Source organism: Rheinheimera hassiensis (assembly GCF_022436675.1).
Taxonomy (GTDB): Bacteria; Pseudomonadota; Gammaproteobacteria; order Enterobacterales; family Alteromonadaceae; genus Alishewanella; species Alishewanella hassiensis.
On the sequence record NZ_JAKUJZ010000005.1, the window covers coordinates 332,897 to 348,539 of the forward strand.

15 protein-coding genes are annotated in these 15,643 nt (G+C 49.2%); 8 read left to right on the forward strand and 7 right to left on the reverse strand.

The annotated features are described in order from the left end of the window. Positions 1-11 precede the first annotated feature (11 nt). Positions 12-428: an organic hydroperoxide resistance protein gene (locus tag MJX74_RS12715; protein WP_240223206.1), complete on the reverse strand. Its 417-nt coding sequence runs from the start codon at positions 426-428 to the stop codon at positions 12-14. A 175-nt stretch (positions 429-603) separates the two neighbouring features. Here MJX74_RS12715 and MJX74_RS12720 point away from each other — a divergent pair, with 175 nt between their 5' ends. The 3 genes from MJX74_RS12720 to MJX74_RS12730 all read left to right on the forward strand — a co-directional run bounded on the left by MJX74_RS12720 (position 604) and on the right by MJX74_RS12730 (position 3,254). Continuing rightward, the gene (locus MJX74_RS12720) at positions 604-1,053 is read left to right on the forward strand and encodes a MarR family winged helix-turn-helix transcriptional regulator (protein ID WP_240223207.1); all 450 of its coding nucleotides are present in this window, start codon (positions 604-606) and stop codon (positions 1,051-1,053) included. A gap of 315 nt (positions 1,054-1,368) precedes the next feature. Then, a complete protein-coding gene (locus tag MJX74_RS12725) occupies positions 1,369-2,196 on the forward strand; it encodes a PEP-CTERM/exosortase system-associated acyltransferase (RefSeq protein ID WP_240223208.1) in 828 nt (275 codons plus the stop codon). A gap of 50 nt (positions 2,197-2,246) precedes the next feature. Beyond that, on the forward strand, positions 2,247-3,254 hold the full coding sequence (locus MJX74_RS12730; RefSeq protein WP_240223209.1) for a metal-dependent hydrolase: 1,008 nt from the start codon (positions 2,247-2,249) through the stop codon (positions 3,252-3,254). Here MJX74_RS12730 and MJX74_RS12735 read toward each other — a convergent pair. Beyond that, the gene (locus tag MJX74_RS12735; protein WP_240223210.1) at positions 3,244-3,744 is read right to left on the reverse strand and encodes a DUF1543 domain-containing protein; all 501 of its coding nucleotides are present in this window, start codon (positions 3,742-3,744) and stop codon (positions 3,244-3,246) included. The two genes, MJX74_RS12730 and MJX74_RS12735, sit on opposite strands and share 11 nt — an antisense overlap. Before the next feature lie 100 nt (positions 3,745-3,844). After that, positions 3,845-5,479, reverse strand: a complete 1,635-nt coding sequence (locus MJX74_RS12740; RefSeq protein WP_240223211.1) for a diguanylate cyclase domain-containing protein — start codon at positions 5,477-5,479, stop codon at positions 3,845-3,847. Positions 5,480-5,686: 207 nt separating this feature from the next. Between MJX74_RS12740 and MJX74_RS12745 the strand changes: the two genes are divergently transcribed. Next, positions 5,687-7,066, forward strand: a complete 1,380-nt coding sequence (locus MJX74_RS12745; RefSeq protein ID WP_240223212.1) for a sensor histidine kinase — start codon at positions 5,687-5,689, stop codon at positions 7,064-7,066. 30 nt (positions 7,067-7,096) lie between these two features. Here MJX74_RS12745 and MJX74_RS12750 read toward each other — a convergent pair whose 3' ends face one another. Together MJX74_RS12750 and MJX74_RS12755 are read right to left on the reverse strand one after the other, a co-directional pair. Continuing rightward, on the reverse strand, positions 7,097-8,353 hold the full coding sequence (locus MJX74_RS12750; RefSeq protein ID WP_240223213.1) for an ABC transporter permease: 1,257 nt from the start codon (positions 8,351-8,353) through the stop codon (positions 7,097-7,099). Next, the gene (locus MJX74_RS12755; protein WP_240223214.1) at positions 8,347-9,039 is read right to left on the reverse strand and encodes an ABC transporter ATP-binding protein; all 693 of its coding nucleotides are present in this window, start codon (positions 9,037-9,039) and stop codon (positions 8,347-8,349) included. The genes MJX74_RS12750 and MJX74_RS12755 overlap by 7 nt, the downstream gene beginning before the upstream one ends. Positions 9,040-9,110: 71 nt before the next feature. Between MJX74_RS12755 and MJX74_RS12760 the strand changes: the two genes are divergently transcribed. Continuing rightward, positions 9,111-9,656 carry a DUF3299 domain-containing protein gene (locus MJX74_RS12760; RefSeq protein WP_240223215.1) on the forward strand — a complete coding sequence of 182 codons (546 nt, stop codon included), beginning with the start codon at positions 9,111-9,113 and terminating at the stop codon, positions 9,654-9,656. Between the two features lie 37 nt (positions 9,657-9,693). On the opposite strand, the gene MJX74_RS12765 is transcribed toward MJX74_RS12760, so the two are convergent. Beyond that, positions 9,694-10,281, reverse strand: a complete 588-nt coding sequence (locus tag MJX74_RS12765) for a ZrgA family zinc uptake protein (RefSeq protein ID WP_240223216.1) — start codon at positions 10,279-10,281, stop codon at positions 9,694-9,696. A 128-nt stretch (positions 10,282-10,409) separates the two neighbouring features. Between MJX74_RS12765 and MJX74_RS12770 the strand changes: the two genes are divergently transcribed. The 3 genes from MJX74_RS12770 to MJX74_RS12780 are packed head-to-tail and all read left to right on the forward strand — an operon-like array spanning position 10,410 to position 14,721. Continuing rightward, the gene (locus MJX74_RS12770) at positions 10,410-11,939 is read left to right on the forward strand and encodes a cryptochrome/photolyase family protein (protein ID WP_240223217.1); all 1,530 of its coding nucleotides are present in this window, start codon (positions 10,410-10,412) and stop codon (positions 11,937-11,939) included. Further along, on the forward strand, positions 11,936-13,210 hold the full coding sequence (locus tag MJX74_RS12775; protein ID WP_240223218.1) for a DASH family cryptochrome: 1,275 nt from the start codon (positions 11,936-11,938) through the stop codon (positions 13,208-13,210). Before MJX74_RS12770 ends, MJX74_RS12775 begins: the two co-directional genes overlap by 4 nt. A gap of 8 nt (positions 13,211-13,218) precedes the next feature. Beyond that, a complete protein-coding gene (locus tag MJX74_RS12780; RefSeq protein WP_240223219.1) occupies positions 13,219-14,721 on the forward strand; it encodes an FAD-binding domain-containing protein in 1,503 nt (500 codons plus the stop codon). A gap of 14 nt (positions 14,722-14,735) precedes the next feature. Here MJX74_RS12780 and MJX74_RS12785 read toward each other — a convergent pair whose 3' ends face one another. Further along, on the reverse strand, positions 14,736-15,641 hold the full coding sequence (locus MJX74_RS12785) for a M28 family peptidase (protein ID WP_240223220.1): 906 nt from the start codon (positions 15,639-15,641) through the stop codon (positions 14,736-14,738). Between the last annotated feature and the right edge of the window lie 2 nt (positions 15,642-15,643).

The following is a 15,643-nucleotide window of genomic DNA, read 5'->3' on the forward strand; positions in this document are numbered from 1 at the left end:
CACCAACGCGGTTATACGCTAACGTGTAAACGCACGTCGATATTACCGCGGGTTGCATTTGAATACGGACAAACATGGTGCGCTTTTTCTACCAGTTGCTGCGCTGCAGCTTTGTCCATACCTGGCAGGCTTATAAACAAATCAACATCCAGACCAAATCCACCTTCAATTTTACCAATACCTACTTCAGCACGCAGGCTCACATCGGCAGGCAGCACCTGTTTGCTCTGGCCAGCGACAAACTTCATCGCACCGATAAAGCAGGCAGAATAACCGGCAGCAAATAACTGCTCAGGGTTAGTTGCCCCGCCGCCGCCGCCCAATTCTTTTGGCGCGGCCAGTTTAACTTCTAATAAACCATCACTTGATTTAGCTGCACCATCACGGCCGCCGGTTGACGTTACTACTGCTTTATAAAGAATATCCATCGTTATTTCCTCAGTTAGGGTTAGTTGCCGTTAGCGAACACCTGCATAATAGAATTAATTAATCTTGCATGCAAGATATTTGCATATAACTTTTTTGCCTCAAATATAATTACTAAAGCTATAAGGCCGCCAGCTAAGTTTGGTACACTTGAATAAAATTGCCGGATTAATACAGATGAATAAAACTTTACCACTGGAACAGCAGCTGTGCTTCGCGCTTTATAGTGCCTCTAATGCTGTGGTGCGGCTGTACCGGCCACTATTACAACCCTTTGATCTCACCTACCCGCAGTATGTGGTAATGCTGGCGTTATGGCAGCAAGACAATATCAGCCTGGGTGAACTGGGCAGCAAAACGCTGTTTGACTCAGGCACCCTAACGCCATTGGTAAAAAAGCTTGAACAAAAAGGTTGGCTAAAACGGCTGCCCTCTTCAGTTGATGAGCGGGTAAAACATGTTGTATTGACCAGCAGCGGCACAGCACTGGAAACGACTGTAGCGGGTGTGATGCCTGCGTTGCGCTGCCAAATATCGCTAACCGATGAGCGGTTAATCCAGTTAAGAGCTTTGGCGCGGCAAGTTCAGTCGGATATTCAACAACTTGAACGTTGCTCTATTGACTAATAGCCATATACTTCATGCTGTTAGAGCATGTTTAAGATGAACTTAGGCTGAATTACATTTAATAACATTAGTTAAATAACAATATTTTTTTACTTTCGTTAAATCATAACCTTAGTTTCAATTGACTGATTTACTTTATCAAAGTACCGATCTGGCATTTGACGCAAACCCGAATCAACTGCATAGTAATTCCGGCCTTAGTGCCCTGCAATGGAATTGTCAGCATTTACACCGCACGGAAAGCTAATTTCACGCGCAATTTAAACAACTATAAAATCAGATAATGCGCAGACAATGACTTTTTGGGGCATCATTATGAGTTCTCTGGCAGCAGTTGCAGATACTGCTTTTTCACCATCAGCAAACACATTAGCAGCACCTTTTAACTGTACCTCTTTGTACAGCCCTTTGTCACATTTTCCTGACTTTTATCAGGCGCGGGTGGCAAGTGTGCAAGAACACCGCAATGAAACCTTTCGCTTACGCCACAAGGTGTATTGTGAAGAACTGCGCTACGAACCGCCACGGCCGAATAAACTGGAGTATGATCAGTTTGATCACCGGGCAATCCACTGTGCCATTAAACACCCTGATTCTGATACTCTGGCTGGCACCGTACGCCTGATCACGTCAGCGGCGCCAGAGCAATTGCTGCCGGTGGAGTGTTATTTTGCCAATAGCTTTACTAATGCAGCACTGGCGCCGGCTAATTTTCCCCGGCGTAATATCTGTGAAATATCACGCCTTGCAGTGCCAAAAGATATTCGCTACAGCCAGGTTATTGAAGCAACGGATGAATATTCCGGTTTAACCAGTGTACAGGGCCAATGCCGCAAACTGGTATCTGTTGCCCTGTATTTGCTGGCCACACTGATGTGCGTGCGTGATGAGCGTTATCACGCCTATGTCATGATTGAACCTTCACTGGCCCGAATACTAAAAAGAGTAGGCATTCATTTTGTACAGATTGCCGAAGCTATAGACTTTAACGGCAAACGCGCGCCCTATTACCTGGATATGCGCACCACCAGAGCCACGCTGAAATCCGATTACCTGAAGTTGCGTAATGCCCTTGATGAACAGTTGTTTGAACAAAGCGACGAGTATTTTCATGCCGCGCGGCCGCAGTTGGCTTATCGCTAACATCTGTTAAAATGCCGGCCTGATTCTACGCACGGGTACCTGACAGTAGTATGGATTCATTAACACAACTTGCATTGGGTGCAGCCGTTGCCGCCACGGTAATGGGCAAAACGCCGGGCTCACGGCTAAAAACCGTACTTACCGGTGCGGTGCTGGGCACTTTGCCTGATTTAGATGTGCTAATAGATTATGGTGATGTCGTTAGCAACATGGTGTTGCACCGTACGGAAAGCCACGCGTTTTTATATCAGACACTGATATCCCCGATACTGGCCTGGCTGGCAGCAATGTTATGCCAGCAGCGGCAGTATTACTGGCGCTGGCTGCTGGCAACCTGGCTTATTCTGCTAACCCACACTGCAATAGATGCGATGACGGTGTATGGCACCCAGTTCGGTTTACCCTTTACCAATACTCCTTTTGCGGTTGGCAGCATCTTTATTATTGATCCCCTGTATACCCTGCCACTGCTACTGGGGCTGGGGTATTACCTGCTGGGTGAAACACGCGGCCTCGCAGTAAATACCGCGGCATTGGCGGTTTCCAGTGCTTATATGTTGTGGTCTGTGGCAGCACAACAGCATGTCAGCAACGTTGCACAAAATAGCCTGCATCAGCAGCAGCTGGATTATCAACAGTTGCTGGTTACGCCAGCGCCGCTGACTACAGTATTGTGGCGCATTGTTGTCATAACTGAGCAAGGCTACGCAGAAGGGTTTTATTCATTATTCGACAGCACTACAGAGATTAGTTTTACGCATGTGGTACGGGATCACTCGCTTAAGCAACAATATGCCCGGCTTAGACCGGTGCAGCAATTACACTGGTTCAGCCGTGGCTTTTATACTGTGCAGCAACAAGGTGACACCTTGCTGCTTACCGATCTGCGGATGGGGCAGGAAGGCAGTTATGCCTTTGAGTTTATAGTTGACCCGAAAAACAGCGCCCCCGTGCAGCAGTTACCGATGCGCCGTGATACGGCAGTAGCGTTGCCGTGGCTGTGGCAACGCATGTGGGGGCAACAGTTGCCCTCACCTTACTTACCACTTACCCAATAATCTGATAACCAGACCAGTCGGGCCGCATTGGCTGGCTTTGCCCACTAGTGTGCAGGTGAATATATAAGCCCTGCAGCTGTTCCAGTGCAAAGCAGTCGTCCAGCTGCAGTAAATCATCTTTGTGCTGGCTGTCGGCATCGGTTAACAGTTGTTGTTTTGCTTTGGCCTTAGCTTCTGCTGCAGAAGCCGCAACGCAAAGCATAAAATCATGCTGCTCGGCAATTTTATCCGGGTAATAACCACCAAAGTTAACAAAATACAGTTTGTTGCTGCCGGGCTGTGGCTCGTTATGTAAGCTGACGCTGTAACCATCAATATGGTTAATTTGCATATAGCTATCTATATGCAGGCCTTTAACGGTGCCAAACCATTGCTGGCATAACAGGCTGTACGTGTCTTCGATACGTTGCGCTGCGACAAAACGCACATCATGTAATTCAATATTGGCCCCAGGCGCTGTACCGCCTATATACACCAAAAACAGCTGCATTGTTTTCTCCGGTTATCATAAAAAACGCAGTATAACGGCACGCGGATATGGCTACCAGTGCAGCCGGTTTTTCAGATGAATAATGCTTAAAAACGCTATGTCAGCCAGACAGAATAGTGCGGTTACGGCCCGAACTTTTGGCGCGGTATAACGCCTGATCAGCTTTGTCGATAACTAAATCGGCATGCCCCAGCGTGGCAGCACAGATGCCAGCACTGAAACTACAGAAAAACCGCTGCTCAGCTGCGGTAAAAGGTAAGGCGGCAAACAACTCGCGAACCTGCTCTACCACGGTAAAAGCCCGCTGAACACTGCAATCAGGCAGCACCAGTAAAAACTCTTCACCACCATAACGCCCGACCAGATCAGTTTTACGTAGTTGTTGTTTTAACAAGTTAGCTAAATTGGCTATGACCTGATCACCAACTAAATGGCCGTAGTTATCGTTAACCTTTTTAAAGTGATCAATGTCCAGCATTACCACACTGACTGGCTGGCTGCTGCGCACAGCGCGTAGCATCTCCAACGCCAGCCGCTCTTTAATATGGGCGTGCTGCAGCAAACCGGTAAGGCTATCGCGCGTCATAATATCAGCCAACTGCCTGGCCCGTTGCGCCCGGGCAAATACCGCAACCAGCAAGGCGGTATCTGTAATAGGTTTAGTAATAAAATCATCACCGGCTTTAATCAGCGCGGCAAGTTGCTGTTCGCCATCGGTTTCAGACGATAAATAGATAATCGGCACACCCAGCCAGGCTTGCTGCAACCGCACCAGTTGCGCCAGCTCCGGGCCAGAGCAAAATGGCATATTCACATCCAGTAAAATGACATCCGGGTGGAACTGCTTAAGAGATTCAAAAATCAGTGCAGGCTCAGACAGTACCTCTACCAGTAAGCCGCCCTGGCGCAATACCAAGGCATAGTGCTCTGCCAGCAGTTGGTCGTCATCTACCAGCATTACCCGAAACGGTTCACGCTCGTTGCGCGATAGTTGCTGCCTTAAGCGGGCCTCCAGCTCAGTAGAGTTCAGCGGTTTTACAAAATAGCCGATAGCACCTACGCGTATAGCGTTCAAATAACTGCCAAAATCGCTGTGGTGGCTTAGCAGCAGCACCGGAATGGCTGAGCTTTGCTTCGCCTGTAAATCGGCGATTCTCTGCATAGATTGCCCGGAGGGCTGGTGCATATCCAGATCAACAATGAGTACTTCGGGGGGCTTATTGGCAATCGCCTGCGTTATGTCATCCACACTACTAAAATGACGGTAACCGTAGCCAAAAATATCCAGCATGGTGCTGATTTGCTCTGTTAAAGCAGGCTCATCGCATAACAGATAAACACCAGCCCGCTCTGCTGCTACTACCTCTGCCGTTGCAGGTGCTGTAGGATAATCTGCCACTGCCGTTGGCAGCTTAAGCTGTTGTATACCATCAATCAGCTGCTGTTGTTCTGCCGCGGTAACAGCAGCGCCAGGCAGCAGCCAGGGTTTTAGTTGCTGCTCAAACTGCCGGGCCTGTTCGCCCAGTTCTGGTAAACCAAAAGTACCGGCAGAGCCTGCCAGAGTATGCAGTTTGACAGATAAATCTTCTACCTGGGCATGCCAGGCAACGTCAGACAACTGATATAGCAACATCGCGCCTTGCTGTAACTGCGGCAGCTCTTGTACCAGCCGCATCACATAGGTATGGCGCAACTGTGCAAGCTGCTGATCTAAATCTGTTTTTGACTCTGTCATACTACCCTGGTAACTGCGCTGCTCATAAGTTTAATGCTGGCGTCGATACGAACCTGCGCCCGGCACTGCCCAGGCTGCTACAACATCAAGTTAATGAAAAATCTGCTGTAAATTTAGCGCATAACCGTTAAAGATGCTATACATTGGTGCTAAGGCATAACTGGTTGACGTACCGTCCGAAGCCGATACGGAGAGCTCTGCGTAGTAATGCAAATTGAACTGCAGCATATTCTGGCCCAAATCAGCCGTAATCCAAATATCGACAAAGGCGATTTATCCGCAGCTAACAGCTTAGTCTTAGAGGCCATTACTCAAGGGCTTGCTGTTGATCGCGCCAGTGTCTGGCTATTATCTGACGATCATCAACGAATGCACTGCGCTTATCAGCTCGATGGTAAGCAGCACAGCACCCCTGATCTTACGTTAAGCCGGCAAGACTTTCCCAGCTATTTTGATGCATTAGACGATGAGCGTAATATTGTTGCTGCGGATGCACATCATCACCCGCAAACTGCTGAATTTTCAGATATCTACCTGTCACCTTCTGGTATTTGCTCTATGCTGGATACGCCAATCCGCCATCATGGCGTTATGGTGGGTATTATCTGTATTGAGCACCGCCAGATTAAACAATGGCAAACAGACGAAATTGTGTTTGCCGGTTTTCTGGCCGATATTTATGGCCGGGCATTAAGTGCATCGGAACGCATGCGTTATCAGTGCGAGTTAGAGCAGCTAAACAGTGGCTTAGAGCAAATTATCAGCCAGCGTACACAAGAACTGACCCAGTCACTGGAACAACTGCAGCAAACCCAGCACAGATTAATTGAAATAGAAAAAATGGCCAGCCTCGGCCGTTTAGTGGCCGGTATCGCCCATGAGATTAACACCCCTCTGGGCGTTGCGGTTACTGCTATCAGCCATGCCGAAGTAACACTACTGGAACTGGAAAAGCTGTTTCTGGCAGGCCAGCTTACCCGGCAAAAATTTGGCCAGAGTGGCGCTGCAATTAAGCACAGTATTGCCATGGTGCAGGCAAACCTGCATCGCACTGTTGATCTGGTAAACAGCTTTAAACAAACCGCCGCGGCAAACCCGGATCAGCAGGCAGAATGGTTGATATTAAGCGAGTTTATTCCCAAAGTGCTGTGTAGTGTGGAGTCACTATTAAAGCAGCATCAGGTGAGTGTGCAGTTAGAGCTGCCTGCAACGTTAAAAATTCAGAGCTTTGCCAGCCCGCTAACCACCATTCTGACCCGGCTTATAGAGAATGCCTGCCAGCACGCCTTTGATAAACAACCATCACGCCAGATTGTGATCCGTGCCAGCCAAACCCCTTACAACTGGCAGCTGGAAATAGCCGATAATGGCCGCGGTATGAATGCCGACGAATTGGCCCGCGCCTTTGAGCCATTTTTTACTACACGTCGCAGTAAGGGCGCCAAAGGCCTGGGCATGACGCTGGTGTTTAATCTGGTTACTCATCTGCTGCAGGGTGATGTTAGCCTGCACAATACTGATACAGGCTGTGTAGTAACCCTGCGCTGCCCGCTGAACCTCAGTACTACAACTGAGTTTGCTACCTGAAAGCCACACCCTGGCGCTACTACCTGAGCATTACAACCTGATTGTCAGGCCATCGGCCAGCGCTTTGCGGTAAGCCAACACACCCGGTATCGTTGCCAGCACGGCAGATAACAGCAAAATAGCCCCAGCCCAGTATAAGCTGGTCAGTTTGACAACTTGCAGGCTGATAAATAAACCAAAATCAGCGGCCAGTTTGTCCTGCAACAGATAAAGGCTGATAAACAGCAAGGCTGCGGCAGATAACATCGATAGCAGGGTTACCAGTAATACCTCAAGCTGAATAAGCACAAACAAATACCACGGGTGCGCCCCGGCTGCTCGCAAAATGGCCATTTCGCGTTGCCGCTCTTTCATTGATGCCAGCAAGGTAGTGATCATCCCCACCAGTGCCGCCAGCAGCACCAGTAAACTTATCAGCAACAACAGGTTTTCTACCATACCCAGCATTTGCCAAAGCTCTGCCAATGCGACACCCGGCAATATGGCAGTTAGTGGCTCATTTTTAAATTCGTTAATCTGCCGTTGCAGCGTAAAGGTTGCCATGCGTGACTTTAGCCCCACCATAAAGGCAGTGATAGATTTGGGTGTTAAATCCTGCGCCAGCGTCTGCTCACTGGTTAGCTGTCTGCCGGGTATGGGTGCGCCCTGCTGCCAGTCCAGATGAATAGCTTCTATTGCTTGCAGGCTGACATGCACAGTTTGATCTACCGGTGTACCGGTGCGCGCCAGAATACCCACTACAGTGAAAGGTTTGTCTTTATGCTGGCTGAAACTTACCGCGCCGACACCATGCGACAGTTCAATTTGTTCGTTTAGTTTATAGCCCAGCTTTTGTGCTACCTCAGCACCAAGTACAGTGTCAAACACCTGCTCAAATGCTTTACCCTGCGCCAGCACCAGCGGTTGGCTGTTGGCATAGCGGTAATGGCTGAAGTAATCGGTATTGGTGCCCATTACCCGGTAACCACGGTGCGAATCGCCCAGTGAGATCGGAATGGCCCAGTCTATTTGCGGGTGTTTGATAATACGCTGATAACTGGGCCAGCTGATATTGGCGGTAGCGTTACCAATACGAAATACTGAATACAATAGCAGGTTAAGCTGGCCAGAGCGGGCCCCTACAATAAGATCTGTACCCGATACGGTGCTGGTAAAACTGTTTTTTGCCTCGGTGCGCAAGTGATCAATGCCCAGCAGCAAAGCGATACTAATGGTTAGTGATAACCAAGTCATCAGCACTGTACCGCGCCGGTTCCATAAACTTAACCGGGCTAATTTCATCAGCATGGCTGTACTCCTTTAACTAACTGCTGCATATCCAGCTGATAATGAAAATACTGCGTCAGGCTTTGATCATGGCTGACAAAAATCACTGTGCAGCCGTTGGCATCGGCTTCGGCCAGCATTACCCGCATAAACGCATCACGGTTATCGCTATCCAGCGCTGACGTGGGCTCATCGGCAATCAGTAAGGTAGGTTTGGGTAGCAAAGCACGGGCAATGGCCACCCGTTGTTGCTGGCCAACACTGAGGTTAGTAGCCGGTTTATGCCATAAATCCTGTTGTAACCCCAGGCGCTGCAATAGCGTTTTTGCCCGGCTTACCGAGTCGGTTTTATTCTGGCCGGCAAAGTGGCTGCTAAGCAGCGCGTTGTCCAGCACCGACAAGTAAGGAATAAGATTAAGCTGCTGAAATACTACACCAATATGTTTTGCCCGCAGGCTGTCACGCGCACTGCTGGATAATTGATGCAGCGGCTGGCCATTGACATACAGCTCACCACTGACCGGGCGGGTAATACCACAGAGTAAATTTAATAAGGTTGTTTTGCCGCTGCCCGAAGCACCACGAACAAATAAATGCTGGCCACAGTGTAAAGTCAGCTCAGGCAGGTGTAATTGCCAGCCACCACTTTGGTAATAAAACTGCAGCTGTTTGAGATCAATAGCGGGAATTTTCGGCTTGTCGGTCACAGGAGCCCTCAGTGTCATGTTATGATATCGGCGTTTTTTGTCATTATGCCAACTTAGGGGGGCGAGCTCCAATGCTACGGACGTTATCTGTTGCGTTATATCTGACACTGGTCGCATGTTTTGCTGCCGGGCTCAGTGCAAGTGAAGTCAAAACCATTGAATGGACTGACTTAATGCCGGAAGAAGATTTAAAGCTGCTAGAGCAAATGCCTGAAGTGCAGCATGATTATAACCAGCCATCACCATTTGACGATGACTATCAGGGTGATGATCCAGCCGCGCAGCAATGGCAACAAATTCTTAAATCAGCAAAGGTACGCTCTGAGTTTAACAATACCAAAGTGCGGGTACCCGGCTTTATTGTGCCACTGGAGTTTGACAGTGCCCAAAACGTGACCAGCTTCTTTTTAGTGCCTTACTTTGGCGCCTGTATTCACGTACCGCCACCGCCGCCGAACCAGATTATCTATGTGACCGGGGCGAAAGATTTAAAAGCCGATATGATTTATTCACCCTTTTGGATCAGCGGCACCTTAACCACCGAAACCATGACCCACGATTTGGGCCAGGCGGCTTACAGCCTAAAAGTGGATAAAGTAGAAGAATACACCTACTAAAAAAACGGCAGCTCAGGCTGCCGTTATCATTTTATCGTTACTGAAAACGTACTGTACTGCTACTAAGTGCAGCCTGTGATGCACCTTGCTGGCCATTGATAATCCACTGAATATCCATATGCTCCAGTGCAGGCAACAGCTCGAAAATACGCAATTGCAATTCATTTAACCGCGCCGGACGCTGGCATAATAGCTGATAGTTGGCGTAAAAATCAGCATGGCCTTCATTTGCCTGTAGTTCAGTCAAATCAGTACTGGCCTCTGCCATAGCCAGCTCGCAGTTGGCATCATTGTTAAAGCTGAACCATTCACCCTGATTAAACACCTCAATAGCAGCGGCGACTTCCTGCTTTTGCTCAGCCGTGCTGGGTTTATGCTCAAAGCCTACTATGCTTTGCGCTGCTGATTGAAATGCCAGTTGCATTTCGTTGCCTTCCAGCACCAGTGTTAACACCGCATGGCCATGCACATGAGCACCCAGCGCGACCACGTCGTCGTCATGTTCATGTTTGTGTTCAGCATGATCGTGTTTATGTTCGGCAGCACTCTGCTCTTGCGCTACTGCAGGTGTATTTAACGCCATTAAGCTACAAACAAGCAGGCTGGCGACTAAAGAGAGCTTCATAGCATGGTTCCTGTATTAATTTAAGTTATGTGACAATATAACATAAAGAACTTTCTGTACACCAGACGATGATCTTGCCAGCCGGGCACAGCGTAAAGGCACTATTGTTGTCGTAATATAGCCCGGTTATGGCCAGACTTATTGTAATTTTAGGCGATCAGCTAAGCCCGGCGCTGTCGAGCTTGCAAAACATAACAGCAGATGACGTGCTGCTGCTGGCAGAAGTAGCAGCAGAGGCCAGTTATGTGCAACACCACAAACACAAAATTATTCTGATTTTCAGCGCTATGCGCCACTTTGCCACGGTGCTGCGGCAGCAAGGCCATACTGTTTGTTATATCCATTATGATAGCCAAAGCCAGATAAAATGCATCGGCGATGCCGTGCAGCATGCTTTGGCGCAACACCCTCACTTGCAAAGTATCCTGATAACACAGTGTGGTGAATACCGCCTGCAGCAGGAAATTAACAGCTGGCAACAGCATTTTCTTGTGCCAACAGAAATACTGTCTGATGACCGTTTTATCTGTGACTTACCGCGTTTTGCCCGCTGGGCCCAGGGTAAAAAGCAACTACGGATGGAATACTTTTACCGCGAAATGCGCCGCTATACCGGCTTGCTAATGCAAGGCGATACACCAGAAGGTGGTAAATGGAACTATGATGCCGATAACCGTAAAGCCTGCCCGCAAGATTTACAGCAAATTCCACCACTGCAATTTACACCCGACGATATCACTGCAGAGGTAATTGCGCTGGTTAACCAGCATTTTGCCGCCAATATGGGCGCTGCTGATAACTTTAGTTATGCCGTTACCGGCAAAGATGCAAGGCAGGCATTTTTGCATTTTGTGCAGCAACAACTGCCGCAGTTTGGTGATTACCAGGACGCCATGCTGCTTGACCAACCGTTTTTGTTTCACAGCATTTGCTCGGTATATTTAAATTGTGGCCTGCTGGATGTGCGCTGGATGTGTAATAAAGTGCAATTGGCCTATCAGCAGGGCTTAGTGCCGCTTAATGCCGCAGAGGGTTTTATCCGCCAGCTGATTGGCTGGCGCGAATATGTGCGCGGCCTGTACTGGCTGCTGATGCCGGACTACAAGCAACACAACAGTTTAAACGCTAAACGCGCTCTGCCGGGCTTTTACTGGCATGGCAACACGCAAATGCGCTGTATGCAGCAGGCCGTAAAAAGCACTATTGATCATGCGTACTCGCACCATATTCACCGCTTAATGATCACCGGTAATTTTGCCCTGCTGGCGGGCTTGTCGGTTGAGCAGGTTACCGACTGGTATCTGGCCGTTTATGCCGACGCCTACGAATGGGTCGAATTGCCCAACACTCTTGGCATGGCATTATTTGCTGATGGTGGTGTACTGGCATCAAAGCCCTATGCCGCCAGTGGTGCTTACATCAACCGGATGAGCAATTATTGCAAAAACTGCGCGTACCAGGTTAAACATACCACGCAAACCGATGCCTGCCCGTTTAATGCGCTGTACTGGGATTTTCTTCACCGGCATCAACAACAATTTGCCACTAACCCGCGCCTGACACTGGCCTTTGCTAACTGGCAAAAACGCAGCGACAGCGACAAAACCGCTATTCTGGCCAAAGCCGCCGACACGTTAAACCGTCTGGAGCAGCTATGAGTATCAGCCTGATACTGCTAAACGATACATTGCGCTGGCACGACAACCCGCTGTTAAACGCCTGTGAAGGCACCAAAGCAGCCGTAATTGTGCTGAATAAAGCTGCGTTTTTTGGCCGCCAGTATGGTTTACCCAGAGCCAATTTACAGCGTTTACAACAGCAGATAGTTGTTATTGCTGCGCTAAAAAATACTCTGGCGGCAAAGCATATTGGCCTTATCACCCTGGTTGGCGATACGGCCAGTTGCATCAGTGCTTTGGCAGGTGAATTAAACGCAAGCCAACTCTACTGTGCAGAGCCGGTTGGCGCTTATGAATATGCAGCCATTAAAAGCCTGAAGCAAACCCTTAACGTAACTCAGCTCGATTGCAATTCTCTGCTGGGGGATAACTTAAGGCCTGAGCTTGCCACCATGCCAAATAGTTTTACGCCGTTTCGCAAACAGCAAGAACCACTGCTGCAAGTTAGTACGCCAACGCAAAAAACAGCTGACGAAAACTGGTTATCACCGGCACACACCGAGGCGTATAACAGCGCGTTTATACAACTAAGCCAACAATACTCTACTCATTTGACGGCCGACACCGGTAGCGAAGCTGCTGCTTTGGCAAGGCTGCAGTATTATATCTGGCAGCAGCAACACATTTTGCACTATAAACAAACCCGCAATCAGCTGATGGGCGGGAATTACGCCAGTTTTTTCTCAGTGCCGCTGTCACTTGGTAGCTTGTCTGTACGCTATTTATGGCAGCAGATTGTCAGCTTTGAACAGCAAGTGCAGGCTAACGACTCTACTTACTGGCTTAAATTTGAGCTGTTGTGGCGTGAGTTCTTCCGCTGGCAGTTTCGTAAATACGCCAACCTCTGGTTTAGTAAAGGCGCCATAAAAGGCCGCGCCGATTTTAGCCAGCCGCAGCTTAGCAAAGCTCAGCTTAAGCAATTTAACCTCTGGTGCCAGGGCAATACCGGTGAGCCCTTTATTGACGCCAATATGCAGCTGCTAAACCAAACCGGTTTAATGAGCAACCGCGGCAGGCAGAATGTTGCCAGCTATTTGCTACATAATCTTGATATCGACTGGCGTTTGGGTGCTGCATATTTTGAGCAGCGCCTGCTCGATTATGACTGCGCCAGCAACTGGGGAAACTGGGCCTATATTGCCGGCACTGGCAATAGCACCCAGCGGCAGTTTAATATCAGCAAACAGGCGCAAATGTATGATCCGCAAGGCGCATTCGTTAACGCTATACTGCTATCAACGCTGTCATGAACACTTTGGTGTGGTTTAAACGCGATCTACGCATTGATGATCATCAGCCGTTGTATCAGGCGGCCAAAGCAGGTGCAGTATTACCGGTTTACATTATTGAACCGGATTACTGGCAACAAAGTGATGTATCGCTGCGCCACTGGCAATATATCGCCCCGGCACTACAGCAACTTAACCAACAATTAACTGCACTTGGCCAACCCTTGCTGATAGTGAAAGGCCCGGCCACCCTGGTGCTGCGCCAACTCTGCCAGCAATTTGCCATTAGCCGCGTATGCAGCCATGAAGAAACCGGTAACCTCTGGACTTATCAGCGTGATCTGGCAGTAGCACGGCTATTGCACGAGCTGAATATACCCTGGCAGCAGTACCGGCAGTTCGCTGTATTTCGAAAACTGAAAGACCGGGATAACTGGTTTAACCTGGCCGATAGCTGGCTAAAGTCATCTGTGGCATCAACAGTAACAACACTGCCATTTTTAACTGCCGTGCAGTGGAACCTGGCGGAACTTGCCCCTTGCCGTAAAACCGATTTACCGCTTTGCTCTACCCTGCAAGATGCAACTGCAGCAAACCATACTTTTGACAGCTTTATCAGCACACGCTGTATGTACTATCGCCAACACATTTCACTGCCGGCAAAAGCGCTAAGCAGCTGCTCCAGGCTCAGCCCTTATATCAGCTACGGCCAGCTTAGCCTGCGCCAGTTGCAACAACACAGCTTTATGGCGCTAAAGCGCAGCGCAGAACAACGCAAACAGCAGGGCCTGCAGGCATTTTTCAGCCGGTTACGCTGGCATTGTCACTTCATCCAAAAACTGGAAGATGAGCCAGCCATTGAGTTTTTTAATATGCACCGTGGTTTTGACGGCTTGCGGGAGAACGATTTTAACCCTGTGCTGTTTCAGGCCTGGCAAAGCGGCCAAACCGGCTACCCGCTAATCGATGCCGCTATGCGTAGTTTGCTGGCAACCGGCTGGCTGCATTTTCGGGCTCGCGCCATGTTAGTGGCCTTTGCCAGCTATCACTTATGGTTACATTGGCGGCCGGTGGCACTGCATCTGGCTCAGTGCTTTATCGATTACGAGCCGGGCATTCATTACCCCCAAATACAAATGCAGGCCGGTACCACCGGGATAAACCCCAACCGGATGTATAACCCGACAAAACAAAGCCAGCAAAAGGATGCCGATGGCCGCTTTATCCGCCAGTGGTTGCCCGAACTGCGTCAGGTGCCGGATAGTTGGCTGCATACGCCCTGGCTAATGCCAGCCGCACTACAACAACGTTATGCTTGTGTTATAGCGCGGGATTATCCGGCACCAATAGTCGATTTACAGCAGGCACAACAACAAGCCAGAGCACGGCTAAGCCAATGGTTGCAGCAACATAATAAACCAGATTGGCAACAGCAGAAACAAGCCGTGTTTACGCGCCATGCCAGCCGCAAAAGGCCAGCAACGCATAAAAAGGTAGCTTGCCGGGATCAGCTTAGCTTTAACTGGGAGTAAGTTTGAACGGCTGGTTAGTGCTTATCCGGCCGCAGTGTCTGTGGGGGTTGTTGCTCCAGCCACTGCACTGTCTGCCAAATAGAGCGCATTGCCATATCCAGAAATACCGGCTCAATACGCTGCCAGGTATCTTGCTCCGTATGGTAATACGCATGCTCCTGACCGCCGAAAAATAAATAAGGAATACCAGCACGGTGAAAAGGCCCATGATCGCTGGCGTTAGGCCAGTTATAACGCGGGTTATCACGTGCTATACGGCCCGGGCCACGATGATGTAGAAACTGCAGCGTGCTAAAAGTGGCATCTAATTGCGCTGTCAGCGCCGGATAACGTCTGACACCGGTCAGGTAAAGCTTGCCACGCCGATCAGGCTGGCTAATCATATCCAGATTCAGGTTCATTACTATGCTGCCAGGCGGCACCGGTGATTTGGTGATAAAGGCTTTGCTGCCATGTAAGCCGTTTTCTTCAGCATCGGTCGCAAGAAAAATATAAGAATACACCGGACAAAAGTGGTTTAGCCTGGCGGCCAGTTCCAGCATAGCGGCAACACCGGAAGCATTATCATCAGCCCCATAGAAAATTTTTCTGCCCTGTATGCCAAGATGATCATAATGTGCTGTAACAACAATATAGTGATTCGGGTAAGTGCACCCCTGGCGCCAGGCCAGCACATTAATACCGGTTTTTTCAGGCCAGGATGAATAGACAAAAGGCTGCTGATAGCTGTTGTTAAACCTGTCCAATCGCAAATGGGCAAAACGCTCAGAAATCAGTTCGCGGGCAAGACCGGCACCTACAGTGCCGGTTTTACGCCCCTGCATATCTGCAGCGCTTAACTGCTGAATATCTGTCAGCAGATTTGCCTGTGCACAAAATACTTGGATCAGCAGTAATGCAGCAACAGGCAGCCTGAGCATAA

Bases quoted from the DNA above. Each gene is read 5' to 3' on its own strand.
- MJX74_RS12760 (WP_240223215.1), top strand. From the start codon at position 9,111: ATGCTACGGACGTTATCTGTTGCGTTATATCTGACACTGGTCGCATGT.
- MJX74_RS12725 (WP_240223208.1), top strand. From the start codon at position 1,369: ATGAGTTCTCTGGCAGCAGTTGCAGATACTGCTTTTTCACCATCAGCA.
- MJX74_RS12770 (WP_240223217.1), top strand. From the start codon at position 10,410: ATGGCCAGACTTATTGTAATTTTAGGCGATCAGCTAAGCCCGGCGCTG.
- MJX74_RS12720 (WP_240223207.1), top strand. From the start codon at position 604: ATGAATAAAACTTTACCACTGGAACAGCAGCTGTGCTTCGCGCTTTAT.
- MJX74_RS12735 (WP_240223210.1), bottom strand. From the start codon at position 3,744: ATGCAGCTGTTTTTGGTGTATATAGGCGGTACAGCGCCTGGGGCCAAT.
- MJX74_RS12715 (WP_240223206.1), bottom strand. From the start codon at position 428: ATGGATATTCTTTATAAAGCAGTAGTAACGTCAACCGGCGGCCGTGAT.
- MJX74_RS12750 (WP_240223213.1), bottom strand. From the start codon at position 8,353: ATGCTGATGAAATTAGCCCGGTTAAGTTTATGGAACCGGCGCGGTACA.
- MJX74_RS12740 (WP_240223211.1), bottom strand. From the start codon at position 5,479: ATGACAGAGTCAAAAACAGATTTAGATCAGCAGCTTGCACAGTTGCGC.
- MJX74_RS12775 (WP_240223218.1), top strand. From the start codon at position 11,936: ATGAGTATCAGCCTGATACTGCTAAACGATACATTGCGCTGGCACGAC.
- MJX74_RS12745 (WP_240223212.1), top strand. From the start codon at position 5,687: ATGCAAATTGAACTGCAGCATATTCTGGCCCAAATCAGCCGTAATCCA.
- MJX74_RS12785 (WP_240223220.1), bottom strand. From the start codon at position 15,641: ATGCTCAGGCTGCCTGTTGCTGCATTACTGCTGATCCAAGTATTTTGT.
- MJX74_RS12730 (WP_240223209.1), top strand. From the start codon at position 2,247: ATGGATTCATTAACACAACTTGCATTGGGTGCAGCCGTTGCCGCCACG.
- MJX74_RS12765 (WP_240223216.1), bottom strand. From the start codon at position 10,281: ATGAAGCTCTCTTTAGTCGCCAGCCTGCTTGTTTGTAGCTTAATGGCG.